The sequence below is a fragment of the Arthrobacter sp. FW306-1B-F12A genome (genome assembly GCF_058781865.1).
This window is the reverse complement of sequence record NZ_JBYSXD010000008.1, coordinates 20,421-38,544: the sequence shown is the minus strand read 5'-3', so window position 1 is coordinate 38,544 and position 18,124 is coordinate 20,421. Positions and strand designations below refer to the sequence as shown.

The window sequence follows — 18,124 nt, the reverse complement described above, 5'->3', positions numbered from 1 at the left end:
CCCTCCGGTCGGCGCCCCTGCTCTTCGTAGTGGGGGAGGATCCCGCCACGCTTGACATACGTCAGTGCTGCTTCAACGTCATAGGCATGGATGGCATAGGCCCCCGGCTTCAGCTGATGGCTGAAGAAGTGAAGTGCTTTTCCAGGTGTGGTCCGGTGGTTGGTGGTGAGGTGCCCATTGATGACTTCTGGTCGCGGGCGGTGGTGGTCACGGGGCGAGGAATTCGACGACGGCGGGTGCGAACCGGGTGTGGTGCTGGAAGATGCTGCCGTGGCCGGAGTCGGGGTAGATGATCAGTTCGGATCCCTTGATGCGCCGGTGCAGGTCTTCGGAGAGGACGGAGGGCACCATGCGGTCGTTGTCGCCATTGGCGATAAGAGTGGGGTGCGTGAGGGTGGACAGGTCCGACGGGGCGGAGCGGCCGAACGCCTGGATGGCCTTCAGCTGCGTCTGGAATGCACGGGTGCTGATTGGTTTGTCGCGGTCGATGGTTCGCTCCTGCAGGCGTTTGATGAAGGCTTTCGCAGCGGGTTTGCCGGTGGCGTTGCGGTTGAAGAACAGGAATTCCTTGGGGTCGGACCGGGTCAGGGTTGCCCGGAGGATGTCCCGGTAGGTGGTGCCGACGACCTTGTCGATGTCTTTGCCCCCGCGCGGACCGGTTCCGGTCAGGACGAGTTTGCGGACACGGTCGGGATGTTTGAGGGCAAGGTCCTGGGCGATCATGCCGCCCAGTGAGAAGGAGAAGACGTCTATCTTGTCGAACCCAAGGGCCTTGATGAAGGTGTAGGCGTCGTCGGCCATTGCCTCGATGTTGTCCGGAACCCGTCCGGTGGAGGCGCCGACGCCGGGCTGGTCGAAGGTAATGACGTGGCGGTTCTTGGCAATGGGGTCGATGATACGGGGGTCCCAGTTATCAAGGGTGGCTGCCAGGTGCACGAAGAACACGACGGGGATGCCGCCCTTGGGCCCCAGCTCGCGGTAGGCGTAGCTGACGCCTCCGGCGGTGACAGTGCGGGCAGGTGCCTTCGCGTACGAGGTGATGACTGGTTCGTTCGGGGCGTCGGTGTTGTCCATGACGGGTGTTCTCCTGGATTCTTTGCGTGAAGAGTCGCTGGCGGCGGGTCAGTTGGTGAGGGTGAGCACTGCTTTGCCCCGGAAGCCCCCTGCGGCCAGGGATTGCAGTGCCTCCGGAGCCTGGCCGAAGGTGAAGACCTTCCCTACGATGGGGCGCAGCACGCCGGCGTCAACGAGGGCGCTGATCTGGCGTAGTTGGTCGCCGCTGGCTCGCATGAAGAGGAACTCATAGCTGACGCCGAGCTTCCTGGCTTGCCTCCGGATCTTGCTGCTGAGCCCGGTGATCGCCAGGCGCAGTATGGGGTTCAGGCCTGCTTTGCGGGCGAAGGGCGGATCGGGCGGGCCGGCGATCCCTATCGCCTTCCCGCCGGGCTTGAGGATGCGCAGTGATTTCTGCAGGTTCTCGCCTCCGAGGCTGTCCAGCACCAGGTCGTATCCGCTCAGGAGCTGCTCGAAGTCCTGGGTGCGGTAGTCGATGACGATGTCAGCGCCGAGGTCCCGCAGGAACCCGGCGTTGGAGCTGCTGGCTGTGGTTGCGACGGTCGCGCCGAGATGCTTGGCCAGCTGGATGGCGATGGAACCGACTCCGCCGGCGCCGGCATGAATGAGTACTTTCTGACCTGGCTGCACCTGGCCCTGCTCGACGAGGGCCTGCCACGCGGTAAGAGCCACGAGAGGCAGCGAACCGGCCTCCTCCATGGTGGCCGAGACGGGCTTGAGTGCAAGGTCTTCCTCCGCGACGGCAATACGTTCGGCAAATGTGCCGATGCGGTCCTGGTTGGGGCGGGCGTAGACCTCATCGCCGGGCTTGAACCCCGTCACTCTTTCCCCGACGCGCAGCACGGTGCCGGCGAGGTCGTTGCCGAGGATCAGCTGGAGCTTGTAGGGAAGGATCTGTTTGAACTCACCCAGGCGGATCTTCTCGTCCAGCTGGTTCAGGCCGGCAGCCTGCACCTGCACGAGCACGTCCCGTTCGCCGACGGCGGGTTCAGCAACCTCGGCTTCGCGCAGCGGTTCCTTGTACTTGTTGATCACGAATGCCCGCATGCCGCGATGCTCCTTCTGGGTGGATGTTCTTGTAGTCGGCGCCGGTGGCGACAGTATCTTCGTCGCGGGGCGACGTCCGGTTAAAGTGACTACAATCAATTATGACGGTACTCAGTTAATTGTCAAGCGGTAATGGAAAGCGCCGTGGCGACGTGTTGGATTCATCACCACGGCGCTGCTGCTGTTTCTAGGACTTGCTGCGCGCAAGTTGGGGGTAGAGCGCCTCGATGGGGGCGCTGAGTCCGGCCTTGAGCTGGATGGACGTCTCGTCGGCGAGGACCTCGTACTCGCCGACTTCGAGGGCATCCAATACCGTGGTGACCAGATCGGCCGGGTCCATTTTCGGGTCGGTGGCATGCGCAGCCATTGCCGTGTCGACGTAGCCGACGTGGACGCCCACCACGTGTACCCCTTCGGGGGCGAGCTCCAGGCGCAGTGAGTTGGTGGCCGACCAGAGGGCGGCCTTGGTGGCACTGTAGATGCCGCCGACGGCGTACCAGCTCATGGCGGAGTGGATGTCGATGATTGCGGATTCGGCCTTGGCTGACAGGATCGGTGCGAAGGCGCGGGCGAGGAATAGCGGGCCAAGGAAGTTCGTCTCCACGTTGCTCCGGATTTCCGCGTCGGTGTGGGTAAGGATGCCCGGGGTTGCAACGCCGGCCCCGGCGTTGTTGATCAGCACTGTGACATCGCCCGCAGCCTCGACTGCGGCCCGTATTGAGTCCGGGTCTGTGACGTCGAGGGTAAGGGGGACGATGCGCTCGTCCTCCCAGGTGCGCGGGGTGCGGGCGGTGGCGTAAACCTTGCTGGCGCCGCGTGCGAGGGCGCCGTGGACGAAGTGGGTTCCAATGCCGCCGTTTGCGCCGGTGACGAGGACGACTGCTCCATTGAGTGAGTGCATTTCACGAACTTTCTTGTGTTGATTTTCCGTCCGCGCCGGGCGGCGTGGATGGTGCGGGATTAGGCGTGGGCAAGGGCCGGGTAGTCGGTGTATCCGTCTGCCCCGCCGCCGTAGAGAGTGCTGGGATCCATCTCGTTCAGGGGGCGTTTGAGCGCAGACGCTCAACGATGTCGGGATTGGCCAGTGCGAAACGGCCCAGTGGGGCAACGTCCGCAAGGCCGGCCGCGACGTCGTCGGCTATCTGCTCACGGTTGCGTCCGTAGCGGACCGCGAGCACCGCCGTCGGCCCCATACCCGTTAGCGCCGTGGATTTCAACTCCGTCGGCGCCGGCTGCGATGGCCGAAGCTGCCGCGAGGCGGAAGTCAGCCACGGTGGCCTGGATATCCTCCGCGCTCAGCTGTCGCGGTGACGGCGTCTTCTGGGGTCCGGTCGGCGTTAAAATATTCTGATCTGCGGAGATCGCCGAGGGCGCCATGGGCTGACGGTGGTGAGGAGTGTTGTCCGGGTGGGACATGCGGCCCGCATGCATGAGCTGGATGAACACCGCCCCGCCCCGGGCGTGAACTGCTTCGGTGACGCTTCGCCAGCCCTCGACATGCTCGGCGGTGTAGATCCCGGTTGCCACAGTGAAGAAAGGGTCATTGGTTAGTCCTTTTGCGTTCGATGTTTCAGAGCAATCACCGTCATCCAGCCGATGTTCGGCCGGCGTGGACGCTAAGACCTGCTGATGCGGCTACCCGGTAGTGATTACACTCATAACTGAGTAAGCTCAGATAATATTCCCCTGAGAATGCGACCGGGACAAGCCTTGTACAACCTCACAGCGTGCTCGGGAGGCCACCTTGTGTCGTTCGGGGAAGGGCGGACCGATTGAACTGCCCGGGGGCAATTTGTTGGGCTTGGGATATCGGGCGGCACGACCGAACAGGATGAAATCGTTCTCGCTCTTACCTTGAATCGATGGCGCGGATGTGCTCGTGCCATTCATGCACCGTCTCAGTAGGTCCGGCACGGTAAACAGGAAGTATGGGTTCCAGATGCGCGACGTCAACCTGCTCGCCTTGGCCTTAGTGCGTCCCGCCACGGCGGTCATGGGCGCCGAAGCTTATTCCCAGCTGGCCCTGAAGGCGGCGCTGCTCGAGTCCCTGACCGGGTTTCCCCTAATCATCGACGGCACCAAATGCATCGCGTGGATTCTGAGGGTCTTGCTGCTGCGGATCAACGGTTACCGGCACGGCTTCAGCACGACGATGTCTTCGACATTGTCGTGCGACTGGCCACCGGCGACACCGATTTGCAGTGCAGCGCCATCCTTATCGAGAAACATCTGCTTCGACGAGAGGTCCGATGGAAGATGTCCCAGGTTGATGTTCGGAATTCCCGATGGGCAGTCGGCGGGGTGCCTTGTTCCGTCCGTCACCCTGCCAATTCCCGGCCAAGCCCCGAATGTGAACGTTCCAAAGCTGCGCCCGAAGGTGGCGCCGCAGGCCGTTTGGGCCGTTTGGGCCGAGCATGGACGACGATGCCGGCGCCTTGAGCACGACCTTTGCCCCTGGAGCACACCTGCCAGTCTCCAAGGGGTTCCTGAATGTAGGCTCCCTGGATGGGGTAGGGCCTGTGTGGTGTCAGGGCACTGGCGTCGTCGGAGTGCGGCGGGTGCGGGCCCGGAGTTGGATGATGCGTACTGCACCGGCTACGGCAACCAGGGCCCCGCCTCCGACCGCGGCGATGAGCAGGGCAATGCCCAGGGAGATCGTCCCGTCCAGGCCGAAGAACCTGACCCTGGCGGCGTCCTGGTTCTGCACGATGAACGCGATGAGCAGGATCAGGAGCACGAGGGCGGCTATGGTGGCGGTCCAGGCCATTCCGGCGCGCGTGACCATCGGCCGGCGTCCTGCCGGCTGGCCCGTGCCCGGTGCGGGCGGATGGGAAGGCTCCGGTGCCGGCCGTGGTTCTGCATTCATGGGGGACTCCTTTGTCCTTTGACGCTCAGCTTCAGCCTTCTCCGGGCTGTATTGTGTCGAAGAACCGGTGCTCCGTCGGGGCGGGCGTTGCTTCGGCCCGGGCCCGGAGGAAGTCGAGGTCTTCGGGGGAGAGCGGCGCCTGGTCGTGCTGGTCCGAGTCCGCGGTGATTCCGGTTTCCTGATGGATCGTCTCCGTGATCGTGCGCGGTAGAACCACGCACCCGGGGTTCTCGGTGAGCCATTGCCGGGTTTCGGGGCTGAGGCTGTCCCAGTGGTCCCTGAGGTTTATCTCCATGGTGATCCCTTACTGGTTGAATCCGGAGGCAAAGGACCCGGGCCGGTCCGGTACCGGGGACGTGTTCAGCGTACGCCCGGCGAACGCTGAAAGACAGGTAACAGGGGGAGTGTCGTATAGGCTGACCGACTGGCCGCCGCTAATGGAGATGCGATGAGGAACCCCGCGCGAGTCGGAAGCGACTCCAGCGAGGGGATTCCCGGCGGCTTCGCAAACGCGGACTCACAGGGTGCAGACTTTAGGCATGAAGATTACTGCGGGCTTTAGTGTATGAAGATTGCTGCGGGACGACGGGCAGCGCGAACGCAAGGGCTGGCTTTGACGGACACGATGTCGGCGGAGAGCAGCGCCTACGGCGAGGCGGTCAGGGCAGTCCGGGCGGGCGAGCTGGACGCGGATGAGGCCGCGGAGCTACTGATCGATCTGATGACGGATGGGGAGATCCTCGGCCTGCTCGACGGCGACTCTCCCGGGCTGCTGCTCCCGCTCATCCCGATACTGCTCAATAGGGTGCCGTTCGTGGCCGGGGCGGTCTCGCGGTTGGGCATACCGGGCATCCGTTTCAGCGACGGTGGCCGCGGCGTCGTGATCGGCGCCTCCACCGCCTTCCCTGTGACAATTGCGCGGGCCGCGACCTGGGATCCGTCGCTGGAGGAACGGGTCGGGCTTGCGATCGGTCTAGAGACCAGGGCTCGGGGAGCAAACTACTCCGCGTCCGTGTGCGTAAACCTGCTTCGCCACCCCGCGTGGGGTCGGGCTCAGGAGTGCTACGGGGAGGATCCGGTGCTGACCGCCCGGATGGGAGCTGCCATCACCCGGGGCGTGCGCGTGAACGCGATGGCGTGCGTAAAGCACTTCGCGCTCAACTCGATGGAGAACGAGCGCTTCGAGGTCGACGTGTCGGTCGACGAACACGCCCTGCACGAGGTGTACTTGCCCCACTTCAGGGCGGTCGTGGAAGCCGGCGCGGACTCTGTAATGAGTTCCTACAACCGGGTGCGAGGCGAGTACATGGACGTCAATCGCGCCCTGCTCACGGACGTGTTGAGACAGGAGTGGGGCTTCTCCGGGTTCGTGACGAGCGATTGGGTGTTCGGCACCCATGACGCGTTCCTCAGCCTGCAGGCAGGAATGGACGTAGAGATGCCGCTGCGACTGCTGCGCGCCCGTGAACTGCCGGCCGCGCTGCGTAACGGTGACCTGGCCCGGGCGACAGTGCTGCAGTCTGCACGCCGGATCCTGCGCACGTGCGTGCAGCACGCCGCGGCCCGGGAGATGGAGGCCCCTACCCGCGCCGTCATCGCCTCCCCGGCGCACCGGGCTCTCGCCCATCGGGTCGCCGCGGAGTCGATCGTACTGCTGAAGAACGAAACCGTGGGCGCGGCGCCGCTACTGCCCTTGGCTCCCACCACCGGACATCTTGCGGTGATCGGACGACTCGCGGCACGAGCGAACCTCGGCGATCATGGCTCGTCACGCGTTCGGCCTCCCTCTACGGTCTCGCCGCTGCAGGGGCTGCGTGAGGCGCTTCCCGGGGTGCGGATCACGACCAGCTCCGGTCGGAACGAGCGCGCCGCGGCCGCGTTGGCAGCCGCCGCGGAGACGGCGATCGTCGTCGTCGGCCTGGACCAGCACGATGAAGGTGAGTCCGTCGTTACTGGCGGCGTGGACGTGGGCGTCCTCGGTCGGGCCTTTGCCTCAGGGCCCCTCCGTCGGGTGCTCATCGGCCTCGCGCACCTCGCGTCGCGCTTCGTCCGGGGCGGCGACCGCAGCTCCCTTGAGCTGCGCCCCGGCGATGAGCGCCTCATCCAGGCGGTCGTGGCCGCAAACCCCCGGACCGTCGTCGTGCTGATCAGCGGCAGTGCGATCCTCACGGAGTCGTGGCGAGGCCGGGTGCCGGCACTCCTCCTGGCCTGGTATGGCGGTATGGAAGGCGGCCGCGCCCTCGCGAGCGTGCTGACCGGCAGTGAGGAACCCGGCGGGCGGCTGCCGTTTGTGCTGCCAACGGACGCCGCGCATCTGCCATCGTTCGACCCCGCGGCGAAGTCCGTCGTCTATGACGACAAGTGGGGTCAACGTCGGCTCGACGGCGAGGGACGAGCGCCCGCTTTCCCGTTCGGATTCGGCCTGGGCTACACGAGGATCGAGCATCGGCTTCTAGACCACAGGTTCGACGACACCGGCGGCTATGCGGATGTGCTTGTAACCAATACGGGCGGCCGTGAGGGCTCGACCGTCGTTCAGGTCTACGCTGCCGATGTGTCCATCCGCAGACCGGTCGCTCAGCTCCTGGGCTTCCAAAAGGTGACGCTGCAGCCCGGCGCGGAGAGGACGGTGCGGGTTGTCCTGGATGCGGGGCCGATCCTGCAGCGCGATCCGTCCACGGGGCGCTGGTCGCCGCGGGCGGGGGACTGGGGCCTGGTCGCCGGCCAACACAGCCCGGTCGGCTGGGCGGACGCGGGACCGTTGTGGCGCCCGGAGCCACTGATTGACCAGGAAGGCGTCTCGGACCGCCAGCCGATCTGAGGTCGATATGGGGCGCGTCCCACCGGTCACCCGGGAGGGAGACGAAAGGGTGCCGATGGCCCCACAGCGCGGACGGGCAGCGCGGTGTCGCCCCGCAGCAGGGCGCGAAGCAACCGCCGTTCCTCCCAGCCGAGCAAAAGAGGCGCTTGGCCGCGCCGCAGCACCAGGCCACTGTCCGGAGTCGCGTACCGTTTCTGCAGGTCGGAAAGCTCCTCGGCTTGCAGCAGCGCTACGGTGCTGCCAGCGGCCCGGTCAACCAGACGGACCAGCGACGAGGGCCCTGTGAGATCGGTGGCAACGAAACGCTGCTCGCTCGCGGCAAGAACTGTCCTTTGCGCAGCGCGGGTCACGACCAGCGGACGTGACGGCCCGCCCAGCAGGCCGCTCAGGACGTCCGCCGCGGCGTCGGGGCGGCCGGTTCTCCGCGCGGCCTCCTGCATCCGCTGCAGCCGGCCGGGCTCGCGCAGCACCTCGTCGATCTTCCAGCCGATGGTTGCGGGGCTGTTGCAGCGGACGGCCGCCCCTTGCTCCATCAGGTAGTCGCCGTTGCGAACCTCCTGCCCCGGGATGGGGTTTACAAGCACCATGGGCAGCCCCGCAGCCATGCACTCCGACGCTGAGAGCCCGCCCGGCTTGCCGACAAACAGGTCCGCGCGGCCCAGCAGCTGCGGCATCTCCGTGGTGAAGCCGAGCACGCGGTAGCGGTCACCGGCGGTCGCCACCAGCTTCTCGATGCGCTGCCGCAGCACGTCGTTGTTTCCGCACACGACCGTGGCCGTGAATTCCGAGCGCATATGCATCGTCTGACGCACCACGGAGAACGCATAGTCCCCGCCGGTCGCACCCGCCGAGATCAGCAGCATCGGTGGCTTATTACGATCGCGCACGGGCGCGGGACCGACCGGCTTGCTGATCGGGATGCCCGTGGCCATCACTCGGTCGGGAGGAAGGCCGAGCGCCGTCAGCTCCACCCTGCCTTCCTCCCTGGCCACAAAGATCATGTGGAACGCGCCCGAGAGCCACAGGCCCTGGAAGTCATAGTCCGTCGTCACGACAGCGGTTTTTGCGTCAACCACGCCCCGGAGGAGTAACGACGCCAACAGCTGGGCGGGCAGGAAGTGCGTGCACACGATCGCGGTCGGTCGGAACCTCTTGATCGCACTGATGACCGGACTGGCGTTCACTCGTGTCCAGGGGTCGATTGGGCCGCGGCGCCGGAAGGGCGGGTTGCTGATGTCGTAACCCCACTCGACCAGCCAGGGTAAGCCCTCGACCAGGACGAAGTATCCCTTCCCCAGCAGCGCGCGGTAGAGCACGCTACTTACCTGCAGCACGTCCAGCACCTGCACCTCGGCGATGTCAGTGCGCGCGGCACATGCCTGGTGTACCGCCGCCGCCGCGCTGTTGTGCCCTGATCCAACCCCTGCGGACATGATCAGTACGCGCTCTCCTCTGGCAGTGCCTGAGCCTCGTGCCGATGTTCTGCGCATGGAGTGAGGCTAGCAGGCCGCATCACCACACGGACGAGGCCTGGCCGTGCTCGGTGATGCAAAGGGCCGGGCCGGTACCTCCTGAGCGAGCCCGGGCAGGCACCATGCGTTGATCCGGCCTGGCCTGCCCTGCTTCGTCTTCGCAATCAATGGATCAAAAGCTTGGTCTGGGCGGGACGAAGGTGCGGCAGTGCCGGCAGATGATGGCCGAGGAGATGTCATCTGTCGAGGCTGCGGAAGCGGTGAACTGGTCCAGGCCACGGCTGCCTGCTAACGGCCTTCAGCCCTCTTTGACCGGATGCGTGCTCTATGCAATACGGAGTCCAAGGCCTTGCCTCGGGTCCGTAGTGCATAAAATCCGGCGCGGGGTGCCGGTGTTTGGGATCAGGTGTCGGGCAGGGGTGGTTTCATATCCACCCTGCGGTGCGCCCCTGTGCGTCGTCTTCGTCCTTGGGCAGTGGGAGATGGCGATTTCTTGCGCGGAGGGACTGCAACGGCGGTCATTTTCGCTTGCATCCTTTCTGGAACTGTCGCTTGTCAGCCAAGGAATCCACAACCCCGAGAACAGTGTGAGCGGGAGTCAGGCCGCGCTCGTGGGACTGCTCTGACGACTGGGAGCACCGCGACTCGGCAGCGCACAGCCGCCCAGGATTGCCCAACGTGTGGTCGATCGAAGGCCGTGACGCCTACTGCGGGTCGCGCCGGACTTCAGCTGGAGTCCATCCCAGGGCTGGACCGAGCTTGCTGGCGATGTCGGTGAGGATCTGGATGTAATCCTCGTGGTCGAAGCTGAAGGGCAGCGCAAACGCCACCTCGTCGACTTCCTGGAATCCTGCGTGTGCGTATAGCTGCTCGGCGATCTCGTCGCTGGTACCGATCAGATCCGCGGCGAACAGCATGCCCCTTGCCCCCTGTGGCGCCCGTGTGCGGGGAGTTCGTTCGTCAACATACCGCTGGTATTTCTCCCGCTGACCCGGCGATGCCGAATCAGTTGGGATGACCACCAGGCCCTGCGACACACGGGCCTGTCCGTGCGCCTGGGCTGACGTTTCAGCGGCTTCACGGAAGGCGCGAATCTGCGACTGCTGGATTCGGGCAAAGTCCGGTTCCTGATCCGCTTCCGGAAAGATGACGCTGCTGGAGAGCAGATTGAAGCCGTTTGCCCCGGCCCAGACGGCCGATTTCCTGCTGGCCGCCCCATACCAAAGGCGATCCCGGAGCCCGGCAGAGTGCGGCTCGACGCGGTTGGAGAATTCCTCGACTACACCCTGCCTGCCGGAAAAGTCCCGAACCTTTTCCCCCGCGATCAGCCGGGCAAATCGGTTCAGACGCCCGTAGCTGAAATCCTCTAACTCGGAGGAATCCGGGTACAGCTCGTGCTTCAGTGTGTCGTAGTGCATCGGTTCACCCACGCTCAGCCCCGGATTGATGCGTCCCCCGGCGAGCAGATCCACGGTGGCCAGGTCTTCGGCAAGGCGCAAGGGGTTTTCCCAGCCCAGCGGGGTTACAGCGGTTCCAAGCTCGATCCGTGAGGTGCGCTGGCTGGCGGCGGCCATCATCGCGATGGGGGAGGAGATTCCGAACTGCAGATGACGGTGCCGCAGCCACGCGCTGTCGAATCCGAGGCCTTCGCCAAGTTCGATGATCTGCAAAGTGGATTCGTGGCCCGAGGCGGGATCCGCTGGATCGAACAGGCCGATAGTGAGGAATCCAAGTTTGCGTAAGGGACGTGAGGTGTCGGGCATGGCTTCCTTCAGGAGCGGATACGGCTGATCTCAGAATATGCGCCGGAACCTGCAGGTTCTTCTGACAATGGCGGGAGGTTACCCTTCGTGTCGGCTGAGGTGAGCAGTGCCACGTTGCCGGCATCGAACGCCTGCCGGAGATGGAGCTCCCTCCACAGGGGTGCCCGATAAGCGTCTCCGGACGAAACCAGCCGGTCATGATTCGTGAATGCAGGATGCAACAACTCGTGGAACTTGCGGATGGGCGACGGTTGTCCGGGAACGGAACTCGCCAGCCGGAATTCGCAGGCATGTTATGTGCTCGTCAACGAGCACATAGTCCGGGAGGCGGGAAGATCATGCCGGCCGAGAAGGTCTCAGCACAGCCCTCTGTACGGGTTGTGTCAGGGGTGTCTTCTTGGCAGAAAGGGTTTCCGCCCGCTAAGCGGGCTCAGGCGACTGCTCGCCTCGATGTCTGCGATGGTTATCCAAACGCGGGCCGGGTTGAGACGCTTTCTGGAGGGCTGGTCTGGGAGATTAATCGTTGGGCTCGAGGGTTGCGGCTGCGTCGAGGGCGTCGTCGACGACTATGAGGTAGTTGTCCCGGCCTGCGGCCAGGGGGATGGAGTGGTCGCCGAGGTCGATGGCGTCGTCGGGGTTGGTGATGTTGAGCCGGCGAAGGAGGCGGGCGATGTCGAGGGTGTCTTTGTCGCGTTCGGCGGCGATTTTCATGGCTAGGAGCGTTACGGTGTCCGCCGCCTGGATCGTGAGTCCGTCGGTTTGTTCCAGGGTCACCCAGGCGGCGTTGTCGGGGACGAAGGCAGCTGCGTTGGAATTGAGCCAATCCGGTGCAAGATCGTATTCAGCTGCCATTTCCGTGACGATCGCGTTGACGGTGGTGGGGTCGGCGTAGCTGGCGTCGATGTCGGCGGTGGGGCGGTTGCCGATTCCTTGGAGGATGAGTGCGGCGCCCGCCGACGAGTTTGATGTCACCGTGGACACCTTGGGCTTGCAGGCGCCGGCCGAGTTCGTGGAGGAGGGCACGGATTTGATCGGCGGTGAGTTCTCCGCCGCTCATGCGGTGGCCAGGCTGCGTTCGCGGATGAAGACGTTCAGGGCGGCGAGTTCGGCGGGTGTTTCGGACATGGTGAGTTGTTTCATGGGTTCCCGGACGTGTCGGTAGGACTCGGCCGGCATCCACGCCTCTTTGAGTGCTTTGACGCGTTTGGTCCAGGACGGGGCGGGTTGCCCGAGCCGGTGTGCGGTGTAGTTGGTGATCCCTGCCAGGGCGGCGGACCAGTGCGGGTCCTTGAGTCGGGGGCTGCGTTGGAGGAGCGGCCGTCCGGCTTTGAGGGAGGCGGTGGCGTAGTCGGCGAGCATTTTGATGGCGAATTCGAAGTCCCCCGAGCCGATCAGCTGTGTGAAAGTTTCGGCGTAGTCCCGCCGTGCCGGGTCGTAGTCGCTGCCGCGGGGCATAGGGTCGGAGGCGGTTAGCGAGAGCCCGAGTGTGTGGAGGACGGCCATGGTCTTGCCGAGTTCGGCGCGTTCGTGACCGGCTTCGAGGTCAACGATGAACTTCCGTGAAACACCACTTGCCTTTGCGAGCGACTGTTGTGAAAGCCCTCGTTCCTGGCGCCGGGCGCGGATGATCGAACCGGCCGCCGCCGGTGTGTCGATGCTGGTCATGTTCGTCAAACGTCCTCCTTCACCATTTCATTACGTCACCGAATGGTGTCAGCAATGGCCGGTTGAACTTGTCCGTCAACGAACTGTGTTCCTTGATGCGTTGGTACGATCGGGCGTGGGTATGAACCGGCCTCTTCCAGAAGACAGCGTCCGTCGGGCGGGTCAGTCGGCTGACGAGGCCCACGCCTCCAAACCGGACGTTGTCAGCCAAGGGGCCGATTTGGACTCTCGTCGCGGCTCTGGTCCTGATGTCAGTGCTGGCTTGGACTTTGTGCTGCGCCACGATGCGGGGTTGTTGAAGCGCCTTGAGGGCGCCTGAGCTCGCGGCTCGGCCCGATTCAGGAACGGGATGCGGAAAGGAGGCATCGTGGTGGCGAATTCATTGGAGGAATTCTTGGACAAGAGGCCTGTTGACCGCGAAATGGTGGAAGCCCATAAGAACCAGCTGCTTGATCAGGTCCGGGCGTATCGGCTTCAGAGGCTCCCTGAGGCATCGGACCTGACGTAGGTCGAGTTGGCTACGCGACTGTGCGTCAGCCAGAACAGGGTGTTGTCCTGTGTCCAACACTGTGACATCGAGCGCGCCATGTTCGGCACACTGCGGAAATATGCTGATGCGGTCGGTTGCCGGCTTCGTGCGGAGGTTGAACTCGGCGACGAACGGATCCAGATCGCCTGAGGCGGCAACCCGTACCCGTATGTTTGAGTAACTCGATCGTGGCCGGGAAGCGGGCCCAAAGCCGGAAAATCGCGTGTGCACTATGTGCGCACTCTTGCCGTCGGACTCGGCTATGTCGGTGCCGGTTCGGACCGTACTCAGAATATTTTCCGGACTTCCCAGTCTTTTTTGCGGGTTGGAAGCCGGTTCGAGTCCCAGCTTGGGCACAGTGTTTTCGCAGATCAGGGGCTTTTGGCCCCTGCCTGTTGACAGAGTTTCACCTATTGCGGGTTCGAGTGTTGAAAGCGCTCGAATTCGTTCCAGTCAACTCATACGAATTTAGCCGGACATCTACTTTTATCTACCGTTCAGGACGACGTGCCCCAACTGTTGTCGCTATCTGTTTCCCTGGCCAAACCCTGTATTACGACGGGGTTTAGACTGCCATAGTCGTTCTGGCGGCCGAACCACTCGCCGATAATGGATCATCAGCTCGCCGGCTCCGGGCGGATCTCGGGGCAGCAGGGTGTGCTCCGAAACCGAGACACGACGGACGAGATGTTGCGCGAACAACGGGATTCGTACCGTGACCGACGGCGTCCCGATACGATTCTCAATGAATCGGTCTGTTGCCCGTTTTGAATTCGTACATGGACAGTTTTTGGGCTTCGTGGATATTGGGGGAAAATTGAGAATAATTGTTGCCAGCCCTGTCAGTTCTTTGGTGAATCAGACGAGGAGCTTTCGACGCGTGACCTTGGGTGTCGTGGCTGGGGCTGCACTCGTCGTGCCCGGCATGATCGCCGCGCCAGCGGCGGTGGCTGCCGGGGTGCCTGCTCCAACCCCGGCTCAGGGGACCACAATCGCGGCCCCGACTCCCGTTCCGACCACTTCGGCGGCGGTCAAGTCTGGTGCCGCTGTTACGCCCCAGACTGCTCCCACGCCGACGCCGGCGAAGCTTGCACCTGTTGCTGCTCCTGTGGCTTCCATCAAGGCTGCCGCCTCGAACCCGCTTCCATCCTCGCTGAGTTCATCGGTCACGGACCCTCTTACCGATCGGAGCACCACCAAGACGGTCACCTCCACGGTCGACGCATATATGCCGTCGCTCAGTCCGACGGTATCGGCAGTCGCCAACAACGACAAGATCATCGTCAATGGAACCGGCTTCGTGCCGAACTCCCAGGTGGTAGTGACAGCATCACCATCCTTCCCCGGGACGGTGGTGACCTCCGATGCCAGCGGCGCCTTAACGGCCTCCATTCCGGTCGATGGTGGAACGTGGCTCCAGGTCGGAGTCACGGTGACTATCACCGCAACCGGTGTCTACAACACCTTCGCGAGCACCACGGTCACCATCATCGACAACGTCCACCCGAATGCCAAGCTGGACCCCATCGCTCCGGCGGAGCAGATCGCACCGATTGTGGTCACCGGCAGCGGCTTCCGGCCGAATGCCCAGGTATCGCTCTTCATGGATGATGTACGGAAGGAGACCATCTACACCGATGCCGACGGCAAGCTCGCTGTAGATATCGGGACCTCACGCGATACTCCCGTCGGTGATCACAGCATCAAGGCGTACGCAGGCTCCAGCGTTCTCTCCGCCACCGCTACCGTGACGGGGTATGTCTTCCACCCCGTCACCTTTGCTCAGGCCGAGGTGCAACAAGGGGAACCGTTCACTATCACGGTCTCCGATTACAGACCAGGTGAGATGGTCACCGTCGACATGAACAGAGCCGTCATCGCCACTCAATTCGTGGGACCGGATGGTATGTTCGCGTTCACGCCATGGATGCCTTTCAATGCGCCGACCGGTCCTCGTACTATCACGGCTACCTCGGAAGACGGCAAGCGGGTCTCCAGCACCGTCATCACGGTGGTGCCTAGGGTCACGCCAGTGATTACAGTGACCCCGGTGGTGACCGCAGGAGGCTATGTACGGCTCACCGGCAGCGGCTTCGATCCCGACGCGCTCCTAGTGATCACAATCCCCAACGTCGGTGTCTTCCGAACCATGGCAGAGCGAGATGGCACGTTCGGTACGCACAATAGTGAGAATGCTTATCGGGTGAATAGCCCTGGAACGTATACGCTGACGCTGAGGACCACAAACGGTGATGTCATCCAGGCCGCGTTCATCGTGGAATCGGCAGTTCCGATCATCCCGGTTTATCCTCCTGTCACCTCGGAACCCGTGTCTCCGGCACCGGTCCAGCCGGTAGCGGTAGTGACTCCGAAGCCGTTGGCGTTCACCAGCCTGACCCCCGCGACACGGACGGAAGCGGATTCCGCCGTCGTGGCACCGTTCGAAGTCCCAAAGGTTCCCGATCAGACCTTGACCGGTCCGACTCCTGCGGGGGCGACCCCTATGCCTACTGTCACGCCGAAGCCCGACCACGCTGCGGTAGTAGCGGCGGACGTGTCCAAAGTTTCCGATGACATCAACTGGGTTCCGTACGTGTTCGGCGGGATCTTGATCCTGGTTGCTGCTGGAGTTGGCGTTCTGGGGACGGCAAGGGGCCGCCGTGCGGGGAATTCCAGGTAGTTCCTTGTCGTAGTTCAGTGCGTCTTGGATCTCCACATACTCGGCGGACGGGAGGCGCTTGGTGAACTCGCGTCCGGTCGAGTCGATGGGCAGGATGCGGTCGTCCGTGCCGTGAACGATCAGGGCCGGACGTTGACCTGTTCGACGTCGGTGCGGAAGTCCGTCAGCCATGAGTCGAGGGCGGCGAAGGAGGCGTACCAGGACGAGCCGCCGGCCACGTTCCATGCGTTACGCAGCGCCTCTTCGCTGAGGCGGGTGGCGAGGAAATTGTCCGTGTTGAAGAAGTCTCAGTAGAAGTTGGTGAACCAGGCGTAGCGGTCCTCGATAGCAGCGCTTCGGATGCCGTCGAATACCGATGAGGGACAGCCGGTGGGGTTGTCTTCGGTCTGCAGGACGAATGGTTCAAGGGATGCCAGGAACGCTGCCTTGGTGACACGGCAGCGGCAAGGCGCTCAAACCCACGCGCGCCAGGGGACTCTCGATTTCAGGCGCGTCCCCTGGCCCGCAAGCTGCGTCGCCGTCGTCCACCCGTTGCGTTGATTGGTGGGTTTGAAACCATCCGGCGGTTGGGTAGCCATGGTCAGGCGAGGGTGGTGAGCCTGAGCGAACCGACCTTTGCGGTTCCTCCGGTGGTGTACAGCGACACGCCGGTGCCGGAGGGGTCTGGGAAGATCAGCTCGGTGAGGGTGACTTCTCCGTCTTGGGCGAAGATCTCCACAGAGCAGTGATCAACGAAAATGCGCAGGCTATACGCTCCATCCATGGCACGCAGGGGCGCGGTGTCGATCGATGAAAAGGCGCCGTGGAACGCGGTGTTGCCCGAGACCGTTCGATCCACGAGCAGTCTGCCGTCACCCGGACGGATGCCGATCCTTGTACCTTCGTTGCCGTTGCCGCGGATCACGAGGCCAAATTCATCTGCGGAACCGGGCACAAACGTTACCTCGATGAGTTGCACGGCGCCCCCGCCTGCCACGGAACGGATGCCATCGACGTCGAGCTCTGTGTAGGCAACTGTGCGGGTAAGCGCTGCGGGGTCAATCACTGCCTGCTGGGTGAGGTGCGGTGTCCCTTCAGAGGTGACCAGCGAGACCTCGCGTACAAGCGACATGGGGCTTCGCCACGGGGAGGTTGGAATGTCGTTGCCGTACTGCCAGTTGTTCATCCAGGCCATCATGAGCCGGCGACCGTCCGGAACGTTGCTGAAGGAAACGGCAGCGTAGTAGTCCCGGCCCCAGTCGAGCCAGTGATACTCGGTCAGGCGCGCCGGATCCTGGTCGCCTTCGGTGACCGTGGTTTCGGACCTGAACGTCACGCCGTCGAATTCGCCAACGAAGTACTGTCCCGCAGATCCTCCGTTTGGGCCGCCCGGATTGAGGTTAACGGTCAGGACCCATCGGATCAGGTCCTCGTTCCCGTCAAGTGGCAGAGGAAACAGGTCAGGACATTCCCAGACTCCGCCAGTGGCGTTGGCGCGCCCGAAACTGCTGAGGTAGTCCCAGCTCTTGAGGTCATCGGAGCGGTACATCACGACCGTGAAATCCAGTGCCTCGACAGCGACCATTACCCAATAGGCGCCGGCCGGGCCGTTGTAGCGGAACACCTTCGGGTCGCGGAAGTTCGCGGAACTGCGGTTCAGGACCGGGTTTCCGTGGTACTTGGACCAGGTGTAGCCACCGTCCGTGCTCCACGCGAGTGACTGGGCCTGGATCCCGGCGTGCTGTGAGTTCTCCTTGTAGGCACTTGTGTAGATGGCGACCAGGGGTGCAACAGTTCCGTCGCCGAGTCCGCTGGTGTTGTGCTGGTCGTAAACGACGCTGCCGGAGAAGATGTCCTCGTAATCGTCGCAGGCAATAGCGACGGGTTGCTCTGTCCACGTGATGAGGTTGGTGGAGGTGGCGTGCCCCCAGGACATGTTTCCCCAGACATTCCCAAAGGGGTTGTTCTGGTAGTAGAGGTGGTAATTACCCTCGTAGTAGATGAGGCCGTTGGGGTCATTGAGCCAGGTGTCCTTGCTGGCGTAATGCATCGCCGGCCGGAAAGCCTCACGTGTGGGCGCGGTTACCGCGGTCATGAATCAAAGTCTCATTTCATTTCGTCTTCCTGAGGAAGGGTGGGTGCGGCCATCCAGCCGGCGAACGGCGCGGGGCGCTGTTCGGCGGCTGGACGGATGCCGGTGTTAGCGGTTGCTCTTGTATAGGTCGTAC

General features: G+C 63.6%; 15 protein-coding genes and 1 pseudogene. 3 read left to right on the top strand and 13 right to left on the bottom strand.

Going from position 1 to position 18,124, the window contains the following annotated elements:
* Positions 1-207: 207 nt before the first annotated feature.
* From AC3WJU_RS06310 to AC3WJU_RS06280, 7 genes are all read right to left on the bottom strand, one after another.
* Positions 208-1,074, bottom strand: a complete 867-nt coding sequence (locus tag AC3WJU_RS06310) for an alpha/beta fold hydrolase (protein ID WP_492259457.1) — start codon at positions 1,072-1,074, stop codon at positions 208-210.
* Between the two features lie 48 nt (positions 1,075-1,122).
* Positions 1,123-2,121 carry an NADP-dependent oxidoreductase gene (locus tag AC3WJU_RS06305; protein ID WP_492259456.1) on the bottom strand — a complete coding sequence of 333 codons (999 nt, stop codon included), beginning with the start codon at positions 2,119-2,121 and terminating at the stop codon, positions 1,123-1,125.
* A 187-nt stretch (positions 2,122-2,308) separates the two neighbouring features.
* Positions 2,309-3,022 carry an SDR family oxidoreductase gene (locus AC3WJU_RS06300; protein ID WP_492259455.1) on the bottom strand — a complete coding sequence of 238 codons (714 nt, stop codon included), beginning with the start codon at positions 3,020-3,022 and terminating at the stop codon, positions 2,309-2,311.
* A gap of 245 nt (positions 3,023-3,267) precedes the next feature.
* On the bottom strand, positions 3,268-3,648 hold the full coding sequence (locus tag AC3WJU_RS06295) for an oxidoreductase (RefSeq protein WP_492259454.1): 381 nt from the start codon (positions 3,646-3,648) through the stop codon (positions 3,268-3,270).
* A gap of 600 nt (positions 3,649-4,248) precedes the next feature.
* Complete coding sequence (locus AC3WJU_RS06290) at positions 4,249-4,443, bottom strand: hypothetical protein (RefSeq protein ID WP_492259453.1); 195 nt, start codon at positions 4,441-4,443, stop codon at positions 4,249-4,251.
* A 205-nt stretch (positions 4,444-4,648) separates the two neighbouring features.
* Positions 4,649-4,987 carry a LapA family protein gene (locus AC3WJU_RS06285; protein ID WP_307053365.1) on the bottom strand — a complete coding sequence of 113 codons (339 nt, stop codon included), beginning with the start codon at positions 4,985-4,987 and terminating at the stop codon, positions 4,649-4,651.
* 31 nt (positions 4,988-5,018) lie between these two features.
* Positions 5,019-5,282 carry a hypothetical protein gene (locus AC3WJU_RS06280; RefSeq protein ID WP_307053366.1) on the bottom strand — a complete coding sequence of 88 codons (264 nt, stop codon included), beginning with the start codon at positions 5,280-5,282 and terminating at the stop codon, positions 5,019-5,021.
* 270 nt (positions 5,283-5,552) lie between these two features.
* On the opposite strand from AC3WJU_RS06280, the gene AC3WJU_RS06275 reads away from it, so the two are divergent.
* Entirely contained in the window at positions 5,553-7,808 is a 2,256-nt protein-coding gene (locus tag AC3WJU_RS06275) for a beta-glucosidase family protein (protein WP_492259452.1), read from the top strand.
* Between the two features lie 26 nt (positions 7,809-7,834).
* Here AC3WJU_RS06275 and AC3WJU_RS06270 read toward each other — a convergent pair whose 3' ends face one another.
* The 4 genes from AC3WJU_RS06270 to AC3WJU_RS06255 all read right to left on the bottom strand — a co-directional run bounded on the left by AC3WJU_RS06270 (position 7,835) and on the right by AC3WJU_RS06255 (position 12,708).
* Entirely contained in the window at positions 7,835-9,298 is a 1,464-nt protein-coding gene (locus AC3WJU_RS06270) for an MGDG synthase family glycosyltransferase (RefSeq protein WP_492259451.1), read from the bottom strand.
* Positions 9,299-9,984: 686 nt separating this feature from the next.
* Positions 9,985-11,043, bottom strand: a complete 1,059-nt coding sequence (locus tag AC3WJU_RS06265; protein ID WP_284991705.1) for an LLM class flavin-dependent oxidoreductase — start codon at positions 11,041-11,043, stop codon at positions 9,985-9,987.
* A 516-nt stretch (positions 11,044-11,559) separates the two neighbouring features.
* On the bottom strand, positions 11,560-12,015 hold the full coding sequence (locus AC3WJU_RS06260) for a hypothetical protein (RefSeq protein ID WP_284991706.1): 456 nt from the start codon (positions 12,013-12,015) through the stop codon (positions 11,560-11,562).
* 81 nt (positions 12,016-12,096) lie between these two features.
* A complete protein-coding gene (locus tag AC3WJU_RS06255; RefSeq protein ID WP_492259450.1) occupies positions 12,097-12,708 on the bottom strand; it encodes a helix-turn-helix transcriptional regulator in 612 nt (203 codons plus the stop codon).
* A 367-nt stretch (positions 12,709-13,075) separates the two neighbouring features.
* On the opposite strand from AC3WJU_RS06255, the gene AC3WJU_RS06250 reads away from it, so the two are divergent.
* Together AC3WJU_RS06250 and AC3WJU_RS06245 are read left to right on the top strand one after the other, a co-directional pair.
* A complete protein-coding gene (locus AC3WJU_RS06250; protein WP_284991708.1) occupies positions 13,076-13,216 on the top strand; it encodes a hypothetical protein in 141 nt (46 codons plus the stop codon).
* Between the two features lie 901 nt (positions 13,217-14,117).
* Positions 14,118-15,917 carry a hypothetical protein gene (locus AC3WJU_RS06245; RefSeq protein WP_492259449.1) on the top strand — a complete coding sequence of 600 codons (1,800 nt, stop codon included), beginning with the start codon at positions 14,118-14,120 and terminating at the stop codon, positions 15,915-15,917.
* A gap of 18 nt (positions 15,918-15,935) precedes the next feature.
* On the opposite strand, the pseudogene AC3WJU_RS06240 reads toward AC3WJU_RS06245, so the two are convergent.
* Both AC3WJU_RS06240 and AC3WJU_RS06235 read right to left on the bottom strand, forming a co-directional pair.
* A pseudogene (locus AC3WJU_RS06240) lies at positions 15,936-16,354 on the bottom strand (alpha/beta fold hydrolase); the annotation flags it as partial.
* Between the two features lie 143 nt (positions 16,355-16,497).
* A complete protein-coding gene (locus AC3WJU_RS06235) occupies positions 16,498-17,991 on the bottom strand; it encodes a glycoside hydrolase family 32 protein (protein WP_492259448.1) in 1,494 nt (497 codons plus the stop codon).
* Positions 17,992-18,124 lie beyond the last annotated feature (133 nt).

Bases quoted from the DNA above. Each gene is read 5' to 3' on its own strand.
- AC3WJU_RS06310 (WP_492259457.1), bottom strand. From the start codon at position 1,074: ATGGACAACACCGACGCCCCGAACGAACCAGTCATCACCTCGTACGCG.
- AC3WJU_RS06305 (WP_492259456.1), bottom strand. From the start codon at position 2,121: ATGCGGGCATTCGTGATCAACAAGTACAAGGAACCGCTGCGCGAAGCC.
- AC3WJU_RS06300 (WP_492259455.1), bottom strand. From the start codon at position 3,022: ATGCACTCACTCAATGGAGCAGTCGTCCTCGTCACCGGCGCAAACGGC.
- AC3WJU_RS06285 (WP_307053365.1), bottom strand. From the start codon at position 4,987: ATGAATGCAGAACCACGGCCGGCACCGGAGCCTTCCCATCCGCCCGCA.
- AC3WJU_RS06280 (WP_307053366.1), bottom strand. From the start codon at position 5,282: ATGGAGATAAACCTCAGGGACCACTGGGACAGCCTCAGCCCCGAAACC.
- AC3WJU_RS06275 (WP_492259452.1), top strand. From the start codon at position 5,553: ATGAAGATTGCTGCGGGACGACGGGCAGCGCGAACGCAAGGGCTGGCT.
- AC3WJU_RS06270 (WP_492259451.1), bottom strand. From the start codon at position 9,298: ATGCGCAGAACATCGGCACGAGGCTCAGGCACTGCCAGAGGAGAGCGC.
- AC3WJU_RS06265 (WP_284991705.1), bottom strand. From the start codon at position 11,043: ATGCCCGACACCTCACGTCCCTTACGCAAACTTGGATTCCTCACTATC.
- AC3WJU_RS06255 (WP_492259450.1), bottom strand. From the start codon at position 12,708: ATGACCAGCATCGACACACCGGCGGCGGCCGGTTCGATCATCCGCGCC.
- AC3WJU_RS06235 (WP_492259448.1), bottom strand. From the start codon at position 17,991: ATGACCGCGGTAACCGCGCCCACACGTGAGGCTTTCCGGCCGGCGATG.